Genomic DNA, 22,536 nt, shown 5'->3' on the forward strand with positions numbered 1-22,536 from the left:
CGCGCATCGTCTTACAAAAGCACGGTCTTGGCGGCTTTTCGCACGGCTGCGCTGAGCGGGGCCAGCGGGGTCTTGAGGCGACGCAGGCTTTGCCAATGCAGCGGCACATCAAGCGGCGCAGGCCCCAGCGCCACCAACGCGCCGCTTGCCAGATGCGCACGCACCAGCGGCTCGGGGTTCATTCCCCAGCCAAGCCCGTGCAAAGCCGCGTCCACAAACCCCTCGCTTGATCCGATACGATGTGCACGCAGACTGACAGGCCCGCCGCAGATCATCGCAGCCCAATCTTCTTGCAGGCGATCCTTGGCATTGAATTGCAACGCCGGGGCCGCGCGCAGGGCTGTGCAATTCACCCCATCCGGGAAGTGCTGCGCCACGAAAGCAGGCGAGGCCGTCGCGATATAACGCAGCCGCCCCAGCGCCACCGTGTCACAGCCCACGACCGGCCCCGTGTCCGCAGTGATCGCGCCCACCACCTCGCCGCGCGCCAGCCAGTGATGCGCATGATCCTGATCGTCGATCACCAGATCGAACAACACACCCTCCAGCGCACTCAGCGCAGGCAGCACCCAAGTCGCAAGGCTGTCCGCACTCACCGCGATGCGCAACACCGGCGGCATGTCGGCGGGCGCAAGCTGCGCCTCAAGCAGCGCCACCTCGCGCTGATGGGTGATCAGGCGCGCCCCGTCCTCGGTCGGGCGACAGGGCTGGGCGCGGATCACCAGCGCCGTGCCCATGCGTTCTTCCAGCGCCTTGATGCGCTGCGAGATCGCGGGCGGAGTGACGCCGAGCCGCGCGGCGGCCGCGTCAAACGATCCGGTGTCGATCACGGCGGCCAGCGCCTCTAGGGTTGCATAGTCGAACATAAGCAAAACTTAATTCGGATTAGGTAAATTAAGTGGAACTTATCCGCCCGGCACGCCAAAAGGAAGCCGCAATGAAAGGGGCGTGGCAATGGTATTTTGGGCGGGGCTGAAACTGGGGCTGGGGCTGATCGTGGCGATCGGGGCGCAAAACGCCTTTGTGCTTCGCCAGGGTCTGCGGCGTGAACATGTGTTTGCGGTCGCTCTGTTTTGCGCGCTCTCAGACGCGCTGTTGATTGCCATCGGCGTGTCGGGATTTGCTGCCGCCAGCACCGCGCTGCCATGGCTGCCCCAGATCTTGCGCTGGGGCGGCGTGGCGTTCCTGATTTGGTATGCGATCCGCGCGCTGATCGCGGCGATCCGGGGGGGCGAACATCTTGAGGCGGGGCAGGGCAAGGCCCCCAGCCTGCGCGCGGTGCTGGCGACGGTGGCGGCATTTACCTGGGCCAATCCGCATGTCTGGCTTGATACGGTGGTGCTGCTTGGCGCGGTGTCGGCGCAATTCTCGGGCCATCTGCTTGCGTTCGCGGCAGGCGCGATCACCGCCTCCTTTTTGTTTTTCTTTTCGTTGGCTTACGGTGCAAGATTGCTAGTGCCTGTGTTTGCCAAACCCGCCGCATGGCGCGTCTTTGACCTGTTGATCGCGCTGGTGATGGGCTCCATCGCGTGGCGGCTCGCGATGGGTGGGCTGTAACGGTTACAAAGCTGCCCCTTGCGAAGCCGCGCGTTTCACAGTCCAACAGGGGCATGATCGCAAACCCCAAAGCCAACCGCCCGTTGATCGGCATCCTCTGGATGCTCGCAGCGACGCTGTGTTTCGTGTTCGTCAATATCATCGTGCATTGGATGGGGGCTTCGGTGCCCGTCGCGCAATCGGCCTTTGTGCGCTTTGCTTGGGGGTTGATCTTTGTCGCCCCCGCCTTGAACCGGATTTTGCGGCGCGGCTATACGCGCGAGGTCTGGGTGCTGTTCGGGCTGCGCGGCGTGCTGCACGCGGTCGCGGTGGTGCTATGGTTTTACGCGATGACACATATCCCGATCGCCGATGTCACCGCGATCAACTACCTCAACCCGATTGTGGTGACGGTGGGCGGTGCGCTGCTGCTGGGAGAGGGGCTGGCGTGGCGGCGCATCAGTGCCATCGGCGTGGCACTGATTGGTGCGCTGATCATCCTACGCCCCGGAGTGCGCGAGATCGAACCCGGTCATATCGCCCAACTCGGCGCGGCGCTGTTCTTTGGCGCGGCCTATCTGTCGGCCAAACGTCTTACCGATTTCGTGCCCGCCAGCACGGTGGTGGCGATGATGACGTTGGTGGTGACGGTCGCGCTTGCGCCGCTCGCGCTGTGGGAGTGGCAGCCGATTTCGCTGTCGGCCACGCTTTGGCTGGGCGCGGTTGCGCTGTTCGCGACCGCAGGCCATTACGCGATGACGCGCGCCTTTGCCGCCGCGCCAGTGAGCGTGACACAGCCGGTGATATTTCTGCAACTGGTCTGGGCCGCGATTGCTGGATGGACGATTTTCGGCGAAGTTCCAGATCCTTACGTCATTTTAGGCGGCGGGATCATTATCGCCTCTGTCAGCTATATGACGTGGCGCGAATCTCAGATCAAACGCCGCCCCGTCACCCCGCCCGCGCCTGCGACCAAGCTCTGAGCGCGCGCTTGATTTTGCGGTCGGATGCCTCCGGCGGGAGTATTTGTCGCTAGATGAAAATAGCCTTTTCTTGAATTTCATCTAGCCAAAAATACTTACTCCGCCGCTGCCCTCAGGCGCTGCCCTTGGGGTCAATGAGCGCGGTGATGACGCTTTCGCGGGTGATGATGCGGCCATCAGTAAGCGCGACGGCGGGCTCCTCGCGTAGCCGTTCCATCACTTCTTTCACTGGCGTATCAAGGCCGACACGCGCCCCCGAGGTCGCTGGAGCTGCGCCATTTGATACTTGCGCCAGATCGGCGGCGCGCAGTACGCCGAGCGGGTTCATATGGGCGACGAAATCGGCCACATAATCGTTGGCGGGATTGGCAATGATATCGCGCGCGGTGCCACATTGCACGATCCGCCCGCCCTCCATCAGCGCGATCCGATTGCCGATTTTGAAAGCCTCGTCGAGGTCATGGCTCACGAAGATGATGGTGCGTTTGAGTTTGGATTGTAGATCGAGAAGCTCGTCTTGCAGACGGGCGCGGATGAGGGGGTCAAGCGCCGAGAAGGGTTCATCCATCAGCAAGATCGGGGCGTCGGTCGCGAAGGCGCGGGCCAGTCCGACGCGCTGCTGCATTCCGCCCGACAGCTCGTCCACTTCGCGGTCTGCCCATTGCGACAGGCCCACCATTTCAAGCTGTTCGTCCACACGGGCGCGGCGCTCGGGTTTTGGCATGCCGCCGAGTTCTAGACCAAGCCCGACATTTTCGCGTACGCTGCGCCATGGTAGCAGGCCGAATTGCTGAAACACCATTGCGACGCGGTGCAACCGGATGGATCGCAGCGTGGCCGCATCGGCATGGGTCACATCGACCAGCCCGTTGCCGTCATGCACATGCACTGCGCCGCGACACACCGGGTTCAGCCCGTTCACCGCGCGCAGCAGCGTGGATTTACCCGAGCCGGAGAGGCCCATCAGCACGAGAATCTCGCCCTCGGCCACATCCAGCGAGCAGTCATGCACGCCTAGAATTTGGCCGGTGCGGTCCTGAATATCGGGGCGCGAAAGGTTTTCGTCCATCAGCGGCAGCGCGCTGGCGGGATCATCGCCAAACACGATCGAGACGTTTTCGAACCGCACGGCGGGTTGCTTGGGGTCTGTGGGGGCGCTCATTTTTTGCCCTCCCGGCGTAGCATCCGGTCAAGGATGATCGCGAGCACCACGATCACGAAGCCTGATTCAAACCCCAAGCGGGTGTTCACGGTATTCAGCGCACGCACCACCGGCACGCCCAGCCCATCGGCCCCCACCAGCGCGGCAATCACCACCATCGAGAGTGACAGCATGATCGTCTGGTTCAGCCCAGCCATGATTTGTGGGCTGGCATAGGGTAGCTCGACCTTCCACAGCAGTTGGCGCTTGGTGGCGCCAAAGGCTTGGGCGGCCTCGATCAGGGTGTCCGGAGTCGAGGACACGCCCAGATGGGTCAGGCGGATCGGTGCGGGCAGCACGAAGATCACGGTGGCGATCAGGCCGGGCACCATGCCGATGCCGAAAAACACGATGGCGGGGATCAGGTAGACGAAACCGGGCAGGGTTTGCATCAGGTCCAGCACCGGCTGCATCACCTTGTAAAGGCGCGGGCGATGCGCGGTGGCGATACCGATGGGCACGCCCAACCCCATGCACACGACGCAGGCCGACAGCACCAGCGTAAGGCTTTCGGTGGTTTCCTCCCAATAGCCTTGGTTGAGGATAAACGCGAAGCCCAAGCCCACCAGCAGCGTCAGAATCCAGCGCCGTTGCAGCCACCAAGTCAGCCCCATGAACGCCGCGATCACGACAACGGGCGGGGGCGCTTCAAAGACCCACAAGATCGCGTCGATCAACCCTTGCATCAGCGTCGAGAGCGCGTCGAAAAACGGGCCGGCATGGGTTTGTAGCCAGTCGATTACGGCCTTTGCCGTTTGGCCCACGGGGATCTTGGTGTCGGTCAGCCAGGTCATTCCTGTCCTTTGTCAGTTGGTTTTTTCTTGCGCACGGTGATTGCGTCAAACGCGACCTGCGACAGGGCTTTGCTGGTTTTCGGGTCCAGCTTGGTTGAGCGGATCACGATGCCGGGATCGGGGGCGAATTCCTTGAGGAAAGACGAGTGCAGATCGCCCAAATCGACGCGTTCGACCACTTGCCAGACGGGATAAGTGCAGGTGCCAATCTGCACCGTGCCGGGGCCGCGATAGGTGTAGGTGATCGTGCCTTGCCGCTCTGGTTTGCCGTCCACGAGCAGCGCGACGGGGCTGGTCCATCGGCCCGTTTGCGACAGCGTGCTCAGCGCGCTGGGGTCATCGGTGTAGCGCAGAGTGAATTCGCGCCCGGCGGATTGGCGTGTGGTGATGGCGAGCGGGTGGGCGAAGATTTCGCGCTGCGGCGCGCGGCCCAAGTCGGGATCGTCGGCGCGATAGCCGATGAGCTGGCCGTTTTCATAGCGAAACGCCTCGCTCATGCGCGGGGTGGTGCGCGACAGGATGATACCCTCGGCGTGCAGGTCGGCGCTGGTCGGGCAGGGGGTGAGCGGCTCGGCGGCGTGGGCGGGCAGGGCCAGCAGTGCCAGCGCCGCCACGGGGGCAAGGCGCGCGCAGATTGCGCCGCGCGCGCCCTTGCTTTGTGCGCCTCGGCTCACTTGCCAAGCGCCTGTTCGACCGCCGCGCGGGCATCGCCGCCGTCTTTGGTCGTCACGCCGGTAAGCCAGTTCTGCCAGACCTCGGGATGGGCGGCGAGCCAGGTTTTGGCTGCTTGCTCGGGCTCCTCGCCATCATCCAAAATCTTGCCCATGATTTCGTTTTCCATCGGCAGGGTAAATTGCAGGTTGGAGACGAATTTGCCGACATTGGGGCAGTCTTGCACAAAGCCTTTGCGCACGTTGGTCATCACCTCGGCACCGCCGTAATCGGGGCCAAACACATCATCGCCGCCCGCCAGATAGGTGATGTCGAAATTTGCGTTCATCGGGTGGGGTTCCCACGCGAGGAAGATGATCGGCTTGTCTGCCTTATCAGCGCGTGCAACTTGCGCCAGCATGCCTTGTTCCGAGCTTTCCTTGAGATCGAAATCGCCCAGATCGAATTCGTTCTTGTCAATCATGCTAAGGATCAGCGTGTTGCCGTCATTGCCCGGCTCGATGCCATAGATATTGCCATCGAGCGCGTCTTTATGTTTGGCGATATCGGCGAAATCCTTGATACCAAGCTTGGCACCGGTGGGATTGGTGGCCAGCGTGTATTTCGCGCCCGTCAGGTTGGTGCCCAGCGTCTCAACTGTGCCATCCTTGGTGTAGGGATCAACGTTGGCGGCCATCGACGGCATCCAGTTGCCCAAGAACACATCGACATCGCCCTTCGACAGCGCCTCATAGGTCACGGGCACGGACAGCACTTTGACGTCGGTCTCATAGCCAAGCGCGTGTAGGATCGTGGTCGCGGCGGCGGTGGTCGAGGTGATGTCGGTCCAGCCGACATCCGAGAAGGTCACGCTAGAGCAATCAGCGGCTTGCACCGGTGCGCTGGCCGCAAAGCCCAGCGTCAGCGCGGCCCCCATCGCAATAAGGGTGGAACGGAATTTCATATTTTTCTCCCTGTCGCAGCGTCAAACCGCAAGGTTGCGGTTGTTGATTGACGAGTCAATAAACATATTCTAGCTGAGACAAAACTGCAAACCGTCGGAAAACGAGAGACACAGATGCCCAAGCTTGGAGCAGAGCCTATACGGCGCGCGGCGCTGGTGAAAGCCACGATTGAGACAGTGGGCGATGCCGGCACGCTGGATGTGACGGTGGCACAAATCGCGCGCCGCGCGGGGATGTCTTCGGCTTTGGCGCATCATTATTTCGGCTCGAAAGAGCAGATTTTCTTGGCCGCGATGCGTTCAATCCTGACGCTTTACGCAGCTGAGGTGCGCGGGGCGCTGGCCACGGCGCGCAGCCCCCACGCGCGGGTGCGCGCGGTTGTGATCGGGTCGTTTGCGGCGGGTAGTTTTCGCGGCGAAGCGATCTCGGCTTGGCTGAATTTCTACGTTTTGGCGCAGTCTAGCGACGCTGCGCGGCGCTTGCTGGGGGTGTATCAATCGCGGCTGCGCTCAAACCTGCTTTACGGGTTGCGCCCGATTATAGGCGCGCGGGCCGAGGCGGTGGCCGAGGGGCTGAGCGCGCTGATCGACGGCGTCTATATTCGTGCCGCTTTGGCGGGGGGCGCGCTGGATCGCCAGCACGCCTGCAACATGGTGCTGGCGCATCTGGAAAAAGAATTGGAGGACGGGCAATGAAGGCGCAACCGAAGGCGAGCCATTTCGTGAATGGCGATTGGATGGAAGATGGGGCGGGCGAGGTGATCGAGGTGACCTATCCCGGCACCGGCGAGGTCATCGCGCGGCTACATGCAGCCACGCCTGCGGTGATCGAGGCGGCGATCACGGGGGCTATCGCAGCGCAAAAGGATTGGGCCGCGTGGCGTCCGGTAGAGCGTGCGCGCGTGTTGAGTCGCGCCGTGGCGATCATTCGCGAACGGGCCGAGGAACTGGCGCAGTTGGAAACGCTCGATACCGGCAAGCCCATTGCCGAAACGCGCGAGGCGGATTGGCCCTCGGGGGCGGATGCGCTGGAATATTTCGCGGGGCTTGCGCCGACCTTGACGGGGGAAACTATACCGCTGGGGGGAGATTTCGCCTATACCTTGCGCGAGCCTTTGGGCGTGTGCGCGGGGATTGGCGCGTGGAATTACCCCAGTCAGATTGCCTGCTGGAAGGCCGCGCCCGCGCTATCTACGGGCAATGCGATGGTGTTCAAGCCATCCGAGGTGACGCCGCTTGGCGCGCTGCAACTGGCCGCGATTTTCGTCGAGGCCGGGATGCCTGCGGGGGTGTTCAACGTGGTGCAGGGCTTTGGCGCGGTGGGCGCGGCGCTGGCCAGCGATCCGCGTATCGCCAAGGTCTCGCTGACCGGATCGGTGCCCACCGGGGGCAAGGTTTACACGGCAGCGGCGGCGGGCATGAAGCATGTCACGATGGAGCTGGGCGGGAAATCTCCGCTGATTATTTTCGACGATGCCGATCTGGAAAGCGCCGTGGGGGCGACGATGTTGGCGAATTTCTATTCCTCAGGGCAGATCTGTTCCAACGGCACGCGGGTGTTTGTGCAAAAGGGCATCAAAGAGGCGTTTCTGGCGCGGCTGGCCGAGCGCACGGGACGTATCAAAGCGGGTGATCCGCAAGACGAGACCACGCAGTTCGGGCCGCTGATTTCAGTCGCACAGCGCGACAAGGTGCTGAGCTATATCGAAAGCGCCAAATCCGAGGGTGCGCGGCTGATTTGCGGCGGCGCGCAGGGGAATGAGGGGCCGCTATTCGTGCAGCCCACGGTGTTTGCTGATGTGGCTGACAGTATGACCATCGCGCGCGAGGAGATTTTCGGGCCCGTCATGTCGGTGCTTGATTTTGTCGATGAGGCCGAGGTGATCGCGCGCGCCAATGACACGCAATTCGGCTTGGCGGCGGGGGTGTTTACCGCTGATCTGGCGCGCGGGCATCGCGTGATCGGGCAGTTGCAGGCGGGCACCTGCTGGATCAACGCCTATAATCTGACGCCGGTGGAAATGCCCTTTGGGGCGGTTAAAGGGTCAGGCTTCGGGCGCGAAAATTCGCGCGCTGCCGTTGAGCATTATACGCAGGTGAAGTCGGTCTATGTCGGCATGGGGCCGGTGGAAAGCCCGTATTGAGGCGCGTTTTGAGGTCGCCGGGGCGCTGCCCCGGACCCCGGAGTATTTAGGGCCAGATGAAAATGAGTGTGCAGGCGGAATTTGTGATTGTAGGCGCTGGCTCGGGTGGTTCGGCGCTGGCGTATCGGCTGGTTGAGGCTGGGCGCGATGTGTTGGTGATCGAGCATGGCGGATCTGACGCGGGGCCGTTCATCCAGATGCCCGGTGCGCTGAGCTATCCGATGAACATGGCGATGTATGACTGGGGGTTTGCCAGTCAGCCAGAGCCGGGGCTGGGCGGGCGCAAGCTGGCCACGCCGCGCGGCAAGGTGCTGGGCGGGTCGTCCAGCATCAACGGGATGGTTTATGTGCGTGGTCATGCGCGCGATTTCGATCATTGGGAAGAGAGCGGCGCGCGCGGCTGGGGCTTTGCCGATGTGCTGCCCTATTTCAAGCGGATGGAGCATTGGCATGGCGGCGCGTCGCAGTGGCGTGGCGATGCCGGGCCATTGCATGTGACGCGCGGGCCGCGGGCAAACCCGCTCTTTGATGCGTTTATCCAAGCGGGGCAGCAGGCGGGCTATCCGGTGAGCGAGGATTACAACGGGGCGCGCCAAGAGGGTTTTGGTCCGATGGAGGCCACGATTTACAAGGGGCAGCGGTGGTCGGCGGCCAATGCGTATTTGCGTCCGGCGCTTAAGACGGGGCGGTTGCGTATCGTGCGTGCGTTGGCGCAGCGCGTGGTGTTTGAGGGCGCGCGCGCGGTCGGTGTTGAGGTGTTGCGCAAGGGCCGTGTCGAGGTGATTTCGGCGGGGCGCGAGGTGGTGTTGGCGGCCAGTTCGATCAATACGCCCAAGTTGTTGATGCTGTCGGGGATTGGCCCGGCGGATCATTTGCGCGAACACGGGATTAAGGTGTTGGCGGATCGTGTGGGCGTGGGTGCGAACCTGCAAGATCACCTTGAAATATATATGCAATTTTCCGCGAAAGAGCCGATAACGTTGTTTCGTTATTGGAACCTTGCGGGCAAGGCTTGGGTCGGGGCGCAATGGTTGTTGGGCAAGCGCGGGCTTGGCGCGTCGAACCAGTTTGAGGCTTGTGGGTTCATCCGCTCGGATGCCGGGATTGCCTATCCTGATATTCAATATCACTTCCTGCCGATTGCCGTGCGTTATGATGGCCGCGCGGTGGCTGAGGGGCACGGGTTTCAAGCGCATGTCGGGCCGATGCGGTCGAAATCGCGCGGCTCGGTTCGGTTGGCGGGCGGTGATCCGGCAATGGCGCCCGAGATCCGCTTTAACTACATGAGCCATCCCGATGACTGGGCAGAGTTTCGCAAATGTATCCGGCTCACGCGCGAGATTTTCGACCAGCCCGCAATGGCCACCCATGTCGCGCGTGAGATCCAGCCGGGGGCGGATGTGCAAAGCGACGATCAGATTGACGCCTTCATCCGCGAGCATGCCGAGAGCGCCTATCATCCCTGCGGCACCGCGCGGATGGGGGCGATCGATGATCCCGGCGCGGTGGTGGACCCCGAGGGGAGCGTGATTGGTGTGCAAGGGCTGCGGGTGGCCGATAGCTCGGTCTTTCCGCGCATCACCAATGGCAATCTGAATGCGCCCTCGATCATGGTGGGCGAGAAAATCGCCGATCATCTGTTGGGGCGCGCGCCGTTGGCGCGGGAGAATTTGGTGCCGGAAGTCGCGGGTAACTGGCAGGTGGCACAGCGTTAAAAGCCGCGGGTCGAATTAACCTTCCGCCACGAAATAGATTGATCCTGCGTGGGTATCCTACCATATGTGGGGCATGTTCAGGTTTTGTTTACTTTTATTGGCAATGCTCTCGCCGGCCGTGGCCTCGACCGTTTCGGGCGTGCCGCGCGTGGTAGATGGTGACACTTTGGTCGTTGAAAATACGCGGGTGCGCCTGTTTGGCATTGATGCGCCAGAATCGAAACAAACATGCCAGCGCGCCTCTGGCGGGGCGTGGTCTTGCGGGGTGGCAGCGACGCAGAGCTTGCGCGAATTGGCCAAGCAAGGGGTGCGTTGTTCGGGCGATGAAGAGGATCGCTATGGCCGTCTGATTGCCGTGTGTCATGCGGGCGGGCGCGATGTGAACGCGGCGATGGTGGCGCGCGGGGCGGCCTTTGCCTATCGCAAATACTCCATGGCCTATGTGCGCCAAGAGGCCGAGGCGAAATCGGCACGGCGCGGGGTTTGGCAAGGCAGCGCCGAACGACCTGATTTGGTGCGCGCGCAAAAGCGGGCCAGTTCTGCTGCGCCCCCACCGCAGGCGGGATGTGCGATTAAGGGAAATATTTCGATGCGCGGGCACCTGTATCATCTGCGGGGGATGCGGTCTTACGCGGCCACGCGGATCAACACGCGCAAGGGTGAGCGGTGGTTTTGCTCGGAGACGCAGGCGAAAGCGGCGGGATGGCGGCGCGCGGGGGGCTGACTTGACGCGCATCAAGGTGGCGCGGTAACCGCTGCGGTAGAATCAATCTGATTTGATGGAGAGGGAGACGACATGTCCAATACGCCGCACACGCTGCAAGAGGAATTTCCGCAACAGCTTGAGCAATTGCACGCTTTGAAAATCTCGAACGCGCATTTTGCAAAGCTGTTGGAAGACTATGACGTGCTGAACGATCAGGTGCATCGCGCCGAGACCAACGTTGATCCGGTTGATTCGTTGACCGAGACCGATCTGCGCAAGAAACGCGCTGCGGTGAAAGACGAGATCGCACGGATGTTGAGCGAAGCCGCCGTCTGATCGCGACGTTTGATACCAGATTGAAATGCGCCTCGGGGGAGACCTCGGGGCGCTTTTTTTAGGCGATATCGTAGGGCAGAAGGCCGCGATGGTCGGGATCGACATGCAAACGGCGCTCTAGCGGGGGAACGGAGCGTTGATGGCAGTTCTTGCGCTCGCAGATCCGGCAAGAAATGCCGATGGGCTCATAGGCCTTGGGATTGCCCAACTCCATATCGTCGGCGTAAATCAAGCCCTGCGCGTGGCTGACCTCGCAGCCCAGACAAATCGCGTAGCGCCGCACGGGAGCGGTGAAGCTGCCGCCGGGTTTGGACACGTCGCGTGCAAGGCAGAGATAGCGCATCCCGTCGGGCGTCTCGGCCAGTTGGCGCAGAAAACGTGTTGGGGTTTCAAAGGCTTGGTGGACGTTCCACAGCGGGCAGGCACCGCCAAACCGGGCGAATTGCAGCCGTGTGGCGGAGTGGCGTTTGGTGATCGTTCCAGCCTGATCGACCCGCACAAAGAAGAAGGGGATGCCCTTGGCACCGGGGCGTTGCAGGGTGGAGAGGCGGTGGGCGACTTGCTCGATTGAAGCGGTGAAGATGTCGCAAAGCCGTTCAAGATCGTGGCGGGTGTCTTGGGCGGCGGCGAGGAAGGGACGATAGGGCAGCAGCGCCGCGCCCGCGAAATAGTTCGCCAGACCGATTTTCGCGATGGCGCGCGCCGTGTCGGATTGAAAGCGCGCAAGGTCGAGAGTGGCTTCGAGCAGCTCGTTCTGGGTGAGCAGAGCGACCTGATGAAGCAGCTGAAACGCCTGCGTTGGCTTGCCGACATGGGCGTTGATCGCAAGGCGATCGCCATCAAGTGCGCGCAACGGGCCAATGTCGGAAAATTGCACTTTTACGCCCCGCTTGGCGAGGGTCTCGATTGCATGAGGAATGGGTTCCAAGCGCGTGCCATTGGGGCAGGAATAGCGTTCGGCGGCGCGATCCACCGCGTCGATGTAATTGTCGCAATAGTGAAAGAAGTCGCGCACCTCTTCCCAAGGACTGGTGATCATATGCGGCCCGTCACGCCCTAAAGCCTCATCCAGTGAGGCAAGGCGTTCATGGGTCTGGCGATAGGCGCGGTGCATTTCCAGAAAGGCGCGCGCGAGGGCGGGGGCATTCGAGGCTGCAAGGCGCAGATCGGCCAGTGGCGGTGCCCCGTCAGAGAAAATCGGATCGGCCAGTGCCTCGCGCATGTCGCTGACCAGACGCTCGGCATCGCCTGCCGACAGCTCGGTAACATCAAGGCCAAATTCAGAGGCCAGCGCCAGCACCACCTGCGCCGAAACCGGGCGGTGATTGTTTTCCATCTGGTTGAGATAGGGCAACGAGACGCCGAGTCGTTCGGCAAAGGCCTTTTGCGTCAGGCCCAGACGGGTGCGGGTTTCGCGCAGCTTCACCCCTGCATAGAGTTTCTGAATTGCCATCATGCCCTCCCTTTGCAAATCGGTTTGTAGCTTTGCAAATCATCGTCGTCAAACGTCGCGCGCGGTTTGCCGCCAAGACCGGGTTGTTAGTTCGCTGTGGTGAGTTTGCAATTTTGCAATTAGCAAAATGAGGTCTGGCAATGTTTTGCAAATTTTCTGAAATCCCCTTTGTAACGGCGTTGCGCTTGTATATTGTGCGTTGAAATATTCGGAGGACCCCCATGCGAGACATCCTGGAAGAGCTTGAAGACCGGCGCGCGCAGGCGCGATTGGGTGGCGGTGAAAAGCGCATTGAAGCGCAGCACAAAAAGGGCAAGCTGACCGCGCGTGAGCGGGTTGAATTGCTGTTGGATGAGGGCTCTTTCGAAGAGTTCGACATGTTCAAAACCCATCGCTGCACCGATTTCGGGATGGATGAGAGCAAGCCTTACGGCGATGGCGTGATCACCGGTTGGGGCACGGTGAACGGGCGCATGGTGTATGTGTTCAGCCAAGATTTCACAGTGTTTGGCGGCTCGCTAAGCGAGACCCATGCCGAGAAAATCTGCAAGATCATGGATATGGCGGTGCAAAATGGCGCGCCGGTGATCGGGATCAACGATTCGGGTGGTGCGCGCATTCAAGAGGGTGTGGCCTCGCTCGCCGGATATGCCGATGTGTTCCAGCGCAATATCATGGCCAGCGGCGTTGTGCCTCAGATCAGCTTGATCATGGGGCCGTGCGCGGGGGGAGCGGTGTATAGCCCGGCGATGACGGACTTTATCTTTATGGTAAAGGACAGCTCGTATATGTTTGTCACCGGCCCGGACGTGGTGAAAACCGTGACGAATGAGGTGGTTACAGCCGAAGAACTGGGCGGGGCTGGTACGCATACCAAGAAGTCTTCGGTGGCCGATGGGGCCTATGAGAATGATGTCGAGGCGCTGATCGAGACGCGTCGCCTGATCGATTTCCTGCCGCTCTCCAATCGTGAAAAGGCACCCGTGCGGCCCTTCTTTGACGATGTGGATCGCATTGAGGCCTCGCTGGATACGCTGATTCCGAGCAACCCGAATACGCCTTACGACATGAAGGAGCTGATCCAGAAAATCGCCGATGAGGGTGATTTCTTTGAGATCCAAAAGGACTTCGCGGGCAATATCATCACCGGATTTATCCGGCTTGAGGGGCAGACGGTTGGGGTTGTTGCGAACCAACCGATGGTGCTGGCGGGCTGCTTGGATATCGATTCCAGCCGCAAGGCCGCGCGATTCGTGCGGTTCTGCGATGCGTTCGAAATTCCGATCCTGACGCTGGTCGATGTGCCGGGCTTTTTGCCGGGCACCGGGCAGGAGTATGGCGGCGTGATCAAGCACGGCGCAAAGTTGCTGTTTGCGTATGGCGAGGCGACGGTGCCGAAAGTCACGTTGATCACGCGCAAAGCCTATGGCGGCGCGTATGACGTGATGGCGTCCAAACACCTGCGCGGCGATTTTAACTATGCTTGGCCCACCGCCGAGATCGCAGTGATGGGCGCCAAGGGCGCGGTCGAGATTCTGTATCGCAGCGAGCTGGGCGATAAGGACAAAATCGCGCAGCGCACCGCTGATTATGAGCACCGCTTTGCCAACCCGTTCGTGGCCGCTGAAAAGGGCTTTATCGACGAGGTGATCCAGCCGCGCTCGACCCGGCGGCGCGTGGCGCGGGCGTTTGCCTCGCTGCGGTCCAAGAAACTGACCAACCCATGGAAGAAACACGACAATATACCGCTGTAAGGGGATGTGATGGGGCGGATCGAGTTCGGTTTCAGGGCACTTGGCTCCGGGCTTTTGGCCGGGGCGCTGCTAGGCTGTCCGGCCCGTGCCCAAGATCTGCGCGAGGTCAGCCCTATGCCGGATTACGGGGTGGTGATGCATCCCGATGATCTGGAGCCCGGAGATGGGCCAAAAGGCACGCAAGGCAAGGTGATTGCGGTGCCATCAGGGCAAAAGATTTGGTGGATTGACGTGATTCATACGGCTCAGGGGACGCAAGGATTGACCTATCGGTTTCGCTTTCTCGCGCCGCAGATTGGCGGGCGCAGTCCGCTTAGCCCCGACATCGCTTTGGCCGATATCGCGGCGCTGTGCGATACTTGGGTCGCCCCGCGCATTGCGCGCCCTGCGCCAGAGCCCGCGGAAGTGGTCATCAGCCTGTCGGATCGAATCGTGCCCTTTGGCGAGGTCGATCACGCGGCAACACAATATTTCGACACGTTTTCTGTCGATGAAGGAAAATGCGAATGGCAGTTCTTTTAACAGCAATGGGGCAGGGCGCGGCGATCACGCACAAATCGCGCTTTCGTGATCCCGTATTGCGGGCTAACCTGTCGTTGGGGAAAGAGAATCTTTTCTCCCAAACGAAACCGGATGCGGCTGGTGCTGCCCGAACGGGTCAGACCGTGTCCTTGGACAGGAGAACGACATGTCGAAACTTCTCATTGCACTGTCACTGGTTGGCTTTGTCGCAGCTTGCGCGCCCAAGCCCGAGCCAATGCCCGCACCGGTCACAGAAGAGCCGGTCTATACCGGCAAATACAAGTAAGACCGGCTTGGGGCGGGGGGGCGTGCGCCTCGCCCTAGCCGAACGGTCTATATCAATTGATAGCCTAGCGAGAGTGGGTTACGGCGCTTACGCTTCCTCACGGTTTCTTGAACAGAGGTACTTTGAACAGAGGGACGTTGGACCATGGCACAGAAAACCATTCTCATGCTTGCCGCATCCGTCGCGCTTTTCGGCTGCGCACCCAAGCCCGAGCCCGAGCCCGTCACGATTGAGCCTGTCTACACAGGTAAATACGGCGGTGCCGTTGGTGACTGTCGTCCCACGGGGCGCTACATCGATTCGCAATACCCCGCTAGCGTGCCTGATTGCCCGCTTGACTGCGGCCCCGGTGAGGTTGGAGCGGCGTCAACATCGCAGACGCCAGCCATGTGTATACCCGATCCCTACAGGGGGCCCGGTGGTGGCGGAAACGGCACTACTCCAAATAACCCGACCGGCGCGCAGCAACCCTGACGCGACCCTGAGTATACGCCATCCTCGACGTTACATCGGGGGGCGCGCAACATGCTGAAACATCGCGGTTTTCCTGGGCGTTTGCCCTCGACCGATTATCAATTCACGATTCGGCGCGCCAATAAGAAAGGCGCGACGAAGATCATCAAGCGTGAGCGCTATGCTGATCGCGCCCCAGCTGATCGCAAGGCCGATGCCGGGTTTATGGCAGCGCTTTGGACGCATTTTGGCGAGGAGCCGTTCGAGCGGGGCAATCTGGATGCGGGGCGCATCAGTTGGTTGTTCGGCCGCGAGGTGGTGCCCGCTGAAGACCCGTTTGACCCCGAAAGCTATGAGGCGCTGTTGCGCATTGACTCAAAGCGCGCCGAGGCGGCCTTTCCTGAGGTGTTCGCCGATCCTGCCAGCTTTGTCTTTGAGGATGAAGATGATGAGGATTGGGCATGATTTCGCCGCTCACCCCACCCAAATGGCGGCAAATCGCCGAACCTGAGGGAGTGCGCAATTTCGGCTTTGCAATCGGGGCGTGCGACGTTCAGGTTGGGGATGTGGCTCGCGTAGTCCCCAACCCCTGCGGGTCACGACTTACTATCCCTACCCCTTCCCTTTCTCTGCGGCCTGATCTTCGGGTCAGGTCGCAGCTTTCTTTTTCAGGGCGGGTCAGGAGCAGGGCGAATCGGCGGTGCTTTGCCGATCGGGACACACATTCAAGATTTGCATTGGCTTTTCACGACTTTGCGATAAATTCGCGAGCAACAATAACCGCTCACGGAGGCAGTGTCCTATGCGCAAATCCCCTATCCTTATCCTCATCGCAGGCCTTGCGCTTGCAGGTTGCATGCAAACCGACGGTCAGCGCGCGCTGGCAGGCGCCGCAGGTGGCGCTGTCATCGCAGACGCAACCGATAACAACATCGTCGCGGGCGCGGCGCTTGGTGCGCTTGCGGGCACCTATTGCGACGACGCGGGCGTGTGTACGCGCAGCTACTAAGATAGACCTGACGCAGCCTTCGGGCGCGCAGGATTTCGTTAAAGCCGTCATTGGGGTCAATTGCCCCGGTGGCGGTTTTTCTTATTTCTCACCTCAAGATCACGACAGACGGGGCCATGCGCGCCCCGAGGGGAAGGACCGGAAATGTTCAAGAAAATCCTGATTGCAAACCGCGGCGAGATTGCTTGCCGGGTCATAAAATCCGCGCAGAAGATGGGCATCAAGACGGTTGCCGTCTATTCCGATGCCGACCGTCACGCGCTGCATGTGCAGATGGCCGATGAGGCGGTGCATATTGGTCCCGCGCCGGCCAACCAGTCTTATATCGTGATCGACAAGATCATGGACGCGATCCGCCAGACCGGCGCTGAGGCCGTGCATCCGGGCTATGGGTTTCTGTCGGAAAACATGAAATTCGCCGAGGCGCTTGAGAAAGAGGGCGTCGTCTTTATCGGGCCGCCTTCGGGTGCCATTGAGAAGATGGGCGACAAGATTACCTCGAAAAAACTGGCCCAAGAGGCGGGCGTGTCCACTGTGCCCGGTTACATGGGGCTGATCGAGGACGCAGATGAGGCGGTGAAAATCAGCCGCGAGGTTGGTTATCCAGTGATGCTAAAGGCCAGCGCGGGCGGCGGCGGCAAGGGGATGCGGATCGCGTGGAACGATGAAGAGGCGCGCGAGGGCTTTCAGTCGTCGAAAAACGAGGCGGCGAACTCGTTTGGCGATGACCGCATTTTCATCGAGAAATTCGTCACCCAGCCGCGTCACATTGAAATTCAGGTGCTCGCTGACAAGCATGGCAATTGTGTCTATCTGAACGAGCGCGAATGCTCGATCCAGCGGCGCAACCAGAAGGTCATTGAAGAAGCGCCGAGCCCGTTTCTGGATGAGGCGACGCGCAAAGCGATGGGCGAGCAATCCGTCGCGCTGGCGAAGGCTGTGGATTACACCAGCGCAGGCACCGTGGAATTCATCGTTGATGGCGAGCGCAATTTCTATTTCCTCGAAATGAACACCCGCCTTCAGGTGGAACACCCGGTGACCGAGTTGATCACGGGCGTTGATCTGGTCGAGCAGATGATCCGCGTCGCTGACGGAGAGAAACTGCCGATGAAACAAAGCGATGTCGGCATAAATGGCTGGGCGATCGAAAGCCGCCTTTACGCCGAAGATCCCTATCGCGGCTTTTTGCCCTCGATTGGCCGCCTGACCCGCTATCGTCCGCCTGTTGAGGGTAAGACACAGGCTGGCGGCATCGTGCGCAACGATACCGGCGTTTATGAGGGCGGTGAGATTTCGATGTTTTACGACCCGATGATCGCCAAGCTGTGCACTTGGGCACCGACGCGGGCCGAGGCGATTGAGGAGATGCGTCTGGCGCTTGATACGTTTGAAGTTGAGGGCATCGGTCACAACCTGCCGTTCTGCGCCGCCGTGATGGATCACGAGCGTTTCGAGACCGGCAACATCACTACCGCCTTTATCGAAGAGGAATATCCCGATGGCTTTGAGGGTGTGACGCTGTCGCAGGATATTCTGTGTCGCGTGGCGGCGGCCACGGCGGCGATGGAGCGGGTGGCGGAAATACGGCGCACGAAGATCTCGGGGACCCTGGGCAATCACGAACGCAAGGTTGGCAAAGACTGGGTCGTTTCGCTGCAAGGCGAGGACTTCAAACTGGTGGTCAAGGCGGACAAGCAAGGCTCGACCATTGTGTTTGAGGACGGCTCCGAAATGCGCGTTGAAAGCGACTGGACGCCGGGCGATCCGCTGGCCAAGCTAATGGTCGATGGCGCGCCGCTGGTGCTTAAGGTCGGTAAAATCCCGATGGGGTTCCGTATTCGTCTGCGTGGCGCGGATCTGAAGGTGCATGTGCGCACGCCACGTCAGGCTGAACTGGCGCAGTTGATGCCGGTAAAATTGCCGCCCGATACCTCGAAATTCCTGCTCTGCCCGATGCCCGGTCTGGTCGTGAAAATCAGCGTGGGCGAAGGCGACGAGGTGCAAGACGGCCAGGCGCTGGCCACCGTCGAGGCGATGAAGATGGAAAACATCCTGCGCGCCGAGCGTAAGGGCCGCGTCAAGTCGATCAAATGTGAGGCAGGCGCAAGCCTTGCGGTCGACGAGATCATCATGGAGTTCGAATAAGATGAGCGTTGCGTCGCGACAGTCGGGGTGGGGCCAGTTCGTCCTAACCGCTGTGGCGGCGCGCGTTTTGACGGGGCGAAGCAGTGGAGGGGCTGATGTCTGATAGCCCCGCTTATTGCTGCGCGCCGTTGCGAATCTCTTCGCGTCGGATCGGCATTTTGTCGATCGAGCGGATGATTTCGCGCGCGTCCCAAGGTCGGGGTTTGCGCAGATTGACGGTGCCATCCTTGGCGATAATCACCAGCGAGAACCCGCGCGGGCGCAACTTCAGGCGCACGTCCGATGGCGGGTTTGGCGTGGTGTCGGCGATCACCACAACATCACGCGCTGCCAGTTCCGGCCAGCGCGCCTCTAGCAGACGCATCTGGTCCTTGAACGCGGGATCGAACGGGCTGTCGGCAAACACCACGATGGGCCGCTTTTGCCAGATCAGCGCCTCAAGCGAGGCATCCGCCCCCGCAATCGGGGCAAATCCGGTTTCGTCCTGCGCCACGGTTTCGGGGGCGGGCAGGGGCACTGTGGCGGCGGGCGTAGCCGACACCGGTGCGTCTTGCGCAAAACCCGCGCCGCCAAGGCACAGCGCCAAAAGGGCCGTCATTACAAAGGGTCGTCTTGGGGTCATGCGCTGCTCTCCTGCCCCAGATATAGGGGCACAGGGGCGCCCGCACCACGCCCCATCGCGCCAATTTTCGCAAAATTCGCACTTTAAGCACGTCGCAAGACCTTTCTGCGCAAGCTTATCCCCGGGTGAAACGGGTTTGGCGCGTCACGCGCCTTGCCGCAAAAATCGGGGGCGTGGAATGGAAGTCATTCTGCATATCGGGGCGCATCGCACCGGAACGACGGCGATGCAGGCGTGGATGTTGCAAAATGCCGATGCTTTGGCGGTCAGTGGCACGGCTTATTGGGGGCCGGACCGCACGCGCGCGGGACTGTTTTCGGGGCTGATCAAGCGCCCCGATCTGGTGACGCCGCAAGACGGACAAAACGCGGGCCGCATTCGCATGGCTATCGCGATGGAGCTGGACCGGCTGTCCGATCAGGGCATGAAACGGCTGATTATCTCGGAAGAAAACGTGATTGGCGCGATGCCGCAATGCGTGGATATGCTGACGCTGTATCCTGATATGGCGGGGCGCATCGAACGCGTGGCGCGTGCCATCGGGCCGCAGTTACGCCGGGTTGCGGTCTCGATCCGGCGCTATGATATGTGGTGGGCCTCGGTGATGGCCGTGTCTGTGGCGCGCGGCGCGCGGGTGCCCGATGCGCGCGCGCTGGCGCGGCTGGCGGGCCATCCGCGCGGCTGGCGTCAGGTGATTGGCGGGGTGTGGAACACGCTGGGTTTGCCAGTCTCGGTCTGGAGCCATGAGGGCATGGGCGCAGATCACCGTGCGCAGCTTGGCGCAATGATGCCGCGTGCGGGCCTGCCTGCGGGCCTGTATGAGCCGGGGCGGCGAGATAATACCGCCCCGCGTTTGGGCGATTTACACACGCGCCTGATTGCAGCGGGGCACAGGCCCGCGCAGCCCCATCAGACGCGCTGGATGCCTTTTGAGGGGGAGCAGCGCGCCGCGATGGTGGCGCATTACCTAGAGGATCTCGCTTGGCTGCGCGCTGCGCCGCCCGGCATCGACTGGATGGACGTTTCAGCGCAAGTCACGGGGCCCAACCCCGGCGCGCCGACAGAGGAAGAAGGACATTATCATGACCGACAAGCAAGCCGACTGGCGTAAGCTCGCCGAGAAGGAATTGCGCGGGCGCGCGATTGAGGATCTCAACTGGGAGACGCTGGAAGGGATCGAGGTCAAGCCGCTTTACACCGAGGCGGATACTGCGGGCCTTGATCATCTGGGAACGATGCCCGGCATCGCGCCCTTCACCCGTGGCCCGCGCGCGACGATGTATGCGGGCCGCCCGTGGACGATCCGCCAATATGCGGGTTTCTCGACCGCTGAGGAAAGCAACGCGTTTTATCGCAAGGCGCTGGCGGCGGGGCAGCAGGGCGTGTCGGTGGCCTTCGATCTGGCAACGCACCGCGGCTATGACAGCGACCATCCCCGCGTCGAGGGGGACGTTGGCAAGGCTGGCGTGGCGATTGATAGCGTCGAGGATATGAAGATCTTGTTTGACGGTATCCCGCTGGATAAAGTCAGCGTTTCCATGACGATGAACGGCGCGGTCATTCCGATTCTGGCGAATTTCATCGTCACGGGCGAGGAGCAGGGCGTGGATCGCTCGGTCCTGTCGGGCACGATCCAGAATGACGTTCTCAAAGAGTTCATGGTGCGCAACACCTATATCTACCCGCCCGAGCCGAGCATGCGCATCATCGCCGATATCATCGAATATACCGCCGACGAGATGCCGAAATTCAACTCGATTTCGATCTCGGGCTATCACATGCAAGAGGCGGGCGCGAACCTTGTGCAAGAGCTGGCGTTCACGCTGGCGGACGGGCGCGAATATGTGCGCACCGCTATTAATGCGGGCATGGATGTTGATAAATTCGCCGGTCGGCTAAGCTTTTTCTTTGCGATCGGGATGAATTTCTTCATGGAGGCGGCGAAACTGCGCGCTGCGCGTCTGCTGTGGACCCGCGTGATGAGCGAGTTCAACCCGCAAAAGCCGGGATCAAGTATGCTGCGCACGCACTGCCAGACTTCGGGCGTCAGCTTGGCCGAGCAAGACCCCTATAACAACGTGGTGCGCACCGCCTATGAGGCGATGGCGGCGGCGCTTGGGGGGACGCAATCTCTGCATACCAACGCTTTGGATGAGGCAATCGCGCTGCCGACCGAATTCAGCGCCCGTATTGCGCGCAACACCCAGCTGATCTTGCAAGAAGAGACCGGGATCACCCATGTCGTCGACCCGCTCGCGGGCAGCTATTACGTCGAAACCCTGACGGCGGAACTGGCCGATAAGGCTTGGGCGTTGATGGAAGAAGTCGAGGAAATGGGCGGTATGACCAAGGCCGTCGCCAGCGGCATGCCCAAGCTGCGCATCGAAGAATCCGCGGCCAAGCGTCAGGCAATGATCGACCGGGGCGAAGAGGTGATCGTGGGCGTGAACAAGTATCGTTTGGCCAAGGAAGACGATCTCGACATTCTTGATATCGATAATGTCATGGTGCGCGACGGCCAGATTGCGCGGCTTGAAAAGATGCGGGCCACCCGTGACGAGGCTGCCTGTCAGGCCGCTTTGGATGAAATCACGCGGCGCACGAAAGAGGGCGGCAATCTGCTGGAGGCGGCCGTGGATGCCGCGCGTGCGCGTGCCAGCGTAGGAGAGATTTCGATGGCGATGGAGAAAGAATTCGGCCGCCACCGCGCCGAGGTCAAAACGCTTTCGGGCGTCTATGGCGCGGCTTATGACGGTGATGAGGGCTTTGCCCAGATCCAGAAAGATGTCGAGGCGTTCGCCGAGGAAGAGGGCCGTCGCCCGCGTATGTTGGTGGTCAAGATGGGTCAGGACGGCCATGATCGCGGCGCCAAGGTGATCGCGACCGCATTCGCCGATATCGGCTTTGACGTCGATGTGGGGCCGCTGTTCCAGACGCCCGATGAGGCAGCGCAGGACGCGATCGACAATGACGTGCATGTGGTGGGGATTTCCTCGCAGGCGGCGGGTCACAAGACGCTTGCGCCTAAGCTGATTGAGGCGCTGCGGGCCAAAGGGGCCGGCGATATCATCGTGATTTGCGGCGGAGTGATCCCGCAGCAGGATTACGATTTCTTGAAAAAGGCCGGGGTGAAGGCAATCTTCGGGCCGGGCACGAATATCCCGCTGGCGGCGCGGGAAATTCTGGACATAGTGCGCAAAAATCGCAGCTAAGTAAGCTGGCGAGTCGGGGGGCTTATCCCCCCGGCCATGCACGTCTG

21 protein-coding genes are annotated in these 22,536 nt (G+C 61.2%); 14 read left to right on the forward strand and 7 right to left on the reverse strand.

The window, feature by feature from the left end; translation table 11 throughout:
• Nucleotides 1-11 precede the first annotated feature (11 nt).
• Nucleotides 12-866, reverse strand: a complete 855-nt coding sequence (locus ACN0SD_RS06225; RefSeq protein WP_417807359.1) for a LysR family transcriptional regulator ArgP — start codon at nt 864-866, stop codon at nt 12-14.
• An 88-nt stretch (nt 867-954) separates the two neighbouring features.
• On the opposite strand from ACN0SD_RS06225, the gene ACN0SD_RS06230 reads away from it, so the two are divergent.
• Entirely contained in the window at nt 955-1,557 is a 603-nt protein-coding gene (locus tag ACN0SD_RS06230) for a LysE/ArgO family amino acid transporter (protein WP_417807544.1), read from the forward strand.
• A 53-nt stretch (nt 1,558-1,610) separates the two neighbouring features.
• Nucleotides 1,611-2,519, forward strand: coding sequence for a DMT family transporter (locus ACN0SD_RS06235; protein WP_417807360.1), 909 nt, complete (start codon nt 1,611-1,613; stop codon nt 2,517-2,519).
• Between the two features lie 112 nt (nt 2,520-2,631).
• On the opposite strand, the gene choV is transcribed toward ACN0SD_RS06235, so the two are convergent.
• The 4 genes from choV to choX are packed head-to-tail and all read right to left on the reverse strand — an operon-like array spanning nt 2,632 to nt 6,129.
• Nucleotides 2,632-3,681, reverse strand: a complete 1,050-nt coding sequence (gene choV / locus ACN0SD_RS06240) for a choline ABC transporter ATP-binding protein (protein WP_417807361.1) — start codon at nt 3,679-3,681, stop codon at nt 2,632-2,634.
• Nucleotides 3,678-4,514, reverse strand: coding sequence for a choline ABC transporter permease subunit (gene choW, locus ACN0SD_RS06245; protein ID WP_417807362.1), 837 nt, complete (start codon nt 4,512-4,514; stop codon nt 3,678-3,680). Before choW ends, choV begins: the two co-directional genes overlap by 4 nt.
• Complete coding sequence (locus tag ACN0SD_RS06250) at nt 4,511-5,188, reverse strand: hypothetical protein (RefSeq protein ID WP_417807363.1); 678 nt, start codon at nt 5,186-5,188, stop codon at nt 4,511-4,513. Before ACN0SD_RS06250 ends, choW begins: the two co-directional genes overlap by 4 nt.
• Nucleotides 5,185-6,129: a choline ABC transporter substrate-binding protein gene (choX, locus tag ACN0SD_RS06255; RefSeq protein ID WP_417807364.1), complete on the reverse strand. Its 945-nt coding sequence runs from the start codon at nt 6,127-6,129 to the stop codon at nt 5,185-5,187. The genes ACN0SD_RS06250 and choX overlap by 4 nt, the downstream gene beginning before the upstream one ends.
• Before the next feature lie 114 nt (nt 6,130-6,243).
• On the opposite strand from choX, the gene betI reads away from it, so the two are divergent.
• From betI to ACN0SD_RS06280, 5 genes are all read left to right on the forward strand, one after another.
• The gene (gene betI / locus ACN0SD_RS06260) at nt 6,244-6,825 is read left to right on the forward strand and encodes a choline-responsive transcriptional repressor BetI (protein ID WP_417807365.1); all 582 of its coding nucleotides are present in this window, start codon (nt 6,244-6,246) and stop codon (nt 6,823-6,825) included.
• The gene (betB, locus tag ACN0SD_RS06265) at nt 6,822-8,273 is read left to right on the forward strand and encodes a betaine-aldehyde dehydrogenase (RefSeq protein ID WP_417807366.1); all 1,452 of its coding nucleotides are present in this window, start codon (nt 6,822-6,824) and stop codon (nt 8,271-8,273) included. The genes betI and betB overlap by 4 nt, the downstream gene beginning before the upstream one ends.
• Before the next feature lie 62 nt (nt 8,274-8,335).
• The gene (gene betA, locus ACN0SD_RS06270) at nt 8,336-9,988 is read left to right on the forward strand and encodes a choline dehydrogenase (protein ID WP_417807545.1); all 1,653 of its coding nucleotides are present in this window, start codon (nt 8,336-8,338) and stop codon (nt 9,986-9,988) included.
• 103 nt (nt 9,989-10,091) lie between these two features.
• A complete protein-coding gene (locus ACN0SD_RS06275; protein ID WP_417807367.1) occupies nt 10,092-10,712 on the forward strand; it encodes a thermonuclease family protein in 621 nt (206 codons plus the stop codon).
• A gap of 72 nt (nt 10,713-10,784) precedes the next feature.
• A complete protein-coding gene (locus ACN0SD_RS06280) occupies nt 10,785-11,030 on the forward strand; it encodes a YdcH family protein (protein ID WP_417807368.1) in 246 nt (81 codons plus the stop codon).
• Between the two features lie 58 nt (nt 11,031-11,088).
• Here ACN0SD_RS06280 and ACN0SD_RS06285 read toward each other — a convergent pair whose 3' ends face one another.
• Nucleotides 11,089-12,483, reverse strand: coding sequence for a helix-turn-helix domain-containing protein (locus ACN0SD_RS06285; RefSeq protein ID WP_417807369.1), 1,395 nt, complete (start codon nt 12,481-12,483; stop codon nt 11,089-11,091).
• 221 nt (nt 12,484-12,704) lie between these two features.
• Between ACN0SD_RS06285 and ACN0SD_RS06290 the strand changes: the two genes are divergently transcribed.
• The 5 genes from ACN0SD_RS06290 (at nt 12,705) to ACN0SD_RS06310 (ending at nt 18,655) form a co-directional block, all read left to right on the forward strand.
• A complete protein-coding gene (locus ACN0SD_RS06290) occupies nt 12,705-14,237 on the forward strand; it encodes an acyl-CoA carboxylase subunit beta (RefSeq protein ID WP_417807370.1) in 1,533 nt (510 codons plus the stop codon).
• Between the two features lie 9 nt (nt 14,238-14,246).
• Nucleotides 14,247-14,759, forward strand: a complete 513-nt coding sequence (locus ACN0SD_RS06295; protein ID WP_417807371.1) for a DUF6497 family protein — start codon at nt 14,247-14,249, stop codon at nt 14,757-14,759.
• 811 nt (nt 14,760-15,570) lie between these two features.
• Nucleotides 15,571-15,963 (forward strand): hypothetical protein, encoded by a 393-nt coding sequence (locus ACN0SD_RS06300; protein ID WP_417807372.1) that lies wholly within the window; start codon nt 15,571-15,573, stop codon nt 15,961-15,963.
• A 337-nt stretch (nt 15,964-16,300) separates the two neighbouring features.
• Nucleotides 16,301-16,507: a hypothetical protein gene (locus tag ACN0SD_RS06305; protein WP_417807373.1), complete on the forward strand. Its 207-nt coding sequence runs from the start codon at nt 16,301-16,303 to the stop codon at nt 16,505-16,507.
• A 144-nt stretch (nt 16,508-16,651) separates the two neighbouring features.
• On the forward strand, nt 16,652-18,655 hold the full coding sequence (locus tag ACN0SD_RS06310) for an acetyl-CoA carboxylase biotin carboxylase subunit (protein ID WP_417807374.1): 2,004 nt from the start codon (nt 16,652-16,654) through the stop codon (nt 18,653-18,655).
• A gap of 112 nt (nt 18,656-18,767) precedes the next feature.
• Here ACN0SD_RS06310 and ACN0SD_RS06315 read toward each other — a convergent pair whose 3' ends face one another.
• Nucleotides 18,768-19,277, reverse strand: a complete 510-nt coding sequence (locus tag ACN0SD_RS06315) for a DUF4174 domain-containing protein (RefSeq protein WP_417807375.1) — start codon at nt 19,275-19,277, stop codon at nt 18,768-18,770.
• A 178-nt stretch (nt 19,278-19,455) separates the two neighbouring features.
• Between ACN0SD_RS06315 and ACN0SD_RS06320 the strand changes: the two genes are divergently transcribed.
• Both ACN0SD_RS06320 and scpA read left to right on the forward strand, forming a co-directional pair.
• Nucleotides 19,456-20,388, forward strand: coding sequence for a hypothetical protein (locus ACN0SD_RS06320; protein WP_417807376.1), 933 nt, complete (start codon nt 19,456-19,458; stop codon nt 20,386-20,388).
• Complete coding sequence (gene scpA, locus ACN0SD_RS06325; RefSeq protein ID WP_417807377.1) at nt 20,360-22,489, forward strand: methylmalonyl-CoA mutase; 2,130 nt, start codon at nt 20,360-20,362, stop codon at nt 22,487-22,489. Before ACN0SD_RS06320 ends, scpA begins: the two co-directional genes overlap by 29 nt.
• The last annotated feature ends 47 nt before the right edge of the window (nt 22,490-22,536 follow it).

This window comes from Thioclava sp. (genome assembly GCF_048263065.1).
In the GTDB taxonomy this organism is placed as follows: Bacteria; Pseudomonadota; Alphaproteobacteria; order Rhodobacterales; family Rhodobacteraceae; genus Thioclava.

What these genes read in the sequence shown, in the direction of transcription:
- choV (WP_417807361.1), bottom strand. Translation starts at nt 3,681, where the DNA reads ATGAGCGCCCCCACAGACCCCAAGCAACCCGCCGTGCGGTTCGAAAAC.
- ACN0SD_RS06305 (WP_417807373.1), top strand. Translation starts at nt 16,301, where the DNA reads ATGCGCAAATCCCCTATCCTTATCCTCATCGCAGGCCTTGCGCTTGCA.
- ACN0SD_RS06320 (WP_417807376.1), top strand. Translation starts at nt 19,456, where the DNA reads ATGGAAGTCATTCTGCATATCGGGGCGCATCGCACCGGAACGACGGCG.
- betI (WP_417807365.1), top strand. Translation starts at nt 6,244, where the DNA reads ATGCCCAAGCTTGGAGCAGAGCCTATACGGCGCGCGGCGCTGGTGAAA.
- betB (WP_417807366.1), top strand. Translation starts at nt 6,822, where the DNA reads ATGAAGGCGCAACCGAAGGCGAGCCATTTCGTGAATGGCGATTGGATG.
- ACN0SD_RS06285 (WP_417807369.1), bottom strand. Translation starts at nt 12,483, where the DNA reads ATGGCAATTCAGAAACTCTATGCAGGGGTGAAGCTGCGCGAAACCCGC.
- ACN0SD_RS06295 (WP_417807371.1), top strand. Translation starts at nt 14,247, where the DNA reads ATGGGGCGGATCGAGTTCGGTTTCAGGGCACTTGGCTCCGGGCTTTTG.
- ACN0SD_RS06225 (WP_417807359.1), bottom strand. Translation starts at nt 866, where the DNA reads ATGTTCGACTATGCAACCCTAGAGGCGCTGGCCGCCGTGATCGACACC.
- scpA (WP_417807377.1), top strand. Translation starts at nt 20,360, where the DNA reads ATGACCGACAAGCAAGCCGACTGGCGTAAGCTCGCCGAGAAGGAATTG.
- betA (WP_417807545.1), top strand. Translation starts at nt 8,336, where the DNA reads ATGAGTGTGCAGGCGGAATTTGTGATTGTAGGCGCTGGCTCGGGTGGT.
- choW (WP_417807362.1), bottom strand. Translation starts at nt 4,514, where the DNA reads ATGACCTGGCTGACCGACACCAAGATCCCCGTGGGCCAAACGGCAAAG.
- ACN0SD_RS06300 (WP_417807372.1), top strand. Translation starts at nt 15,571, where the DNA reads ATGCTGAAACATCGCGGTTTTCCTGGGCGTTTGCCCTCGACCGATTAT.
- ACN0SD_RS06230 (WP_417807544.1), top strand. Translation starts at nt 955, where the DNA reads ATGGTATTTTGGGCGGGGCTGAAACTGGGGCTGGGGCTGATCGTGGCG.
- ACN0SD_RS06275 (WP_417807367.1), top strand. Translation starts at nt 10,092, where the DNA reads ATGCTCTCGCCGGCCGTGGCCTCGACCGTTTCGGGCGTGCCGCGCGTG.
- ACN0SD_RS06280 (WP_417807368.1), top strand. Translation starts at nt 10,785, where the DNA reads ATGTCCAATACGCCGCACACGCTGCAAGAGGAATTTCCGCAACAGCTT.
- ACN0SD_RS06310 (WP_417807374.1), top strand. Translation starts at nt 16,652, where the DNA reads ATGTTCAAGAAAATCCTGATTGCAAACCGCGGCGAGATTGCTTGCCGG.
- choX (WP_417807364.1), bottom strand. Translation starts at nt 6,129, where the DNA reads ATGAAATTCCGTTCCACCCTTATTGCGATGGGGGCCGCGCTGACGCTG.
- ACN0SD_RS06290 (WP_417807370.1), top strand. Translation starts at nt 12,705, where the DNA reads ATGCGAGACATCCTGGAAGAGCTTGAAGACCGGCGCGCGCAGGCGCGA.
- ACN0SD_RS06315 (WP_417807375.1), bottom strand. Translation starts at nt 19,277, where the DNA reads ATGACCCCAAGACGACCCTTTGTAATGACGGCCCTTTTGGCGCTGTGC.
- ACN0SD_RS06235 (WP_417807360.1), top strand. Translation starts at nt 1,611, where the DNA reads ATGATCGCAAACCCCAAAGCCAACCGCCCGTTGATCGGCATCCTCTGG.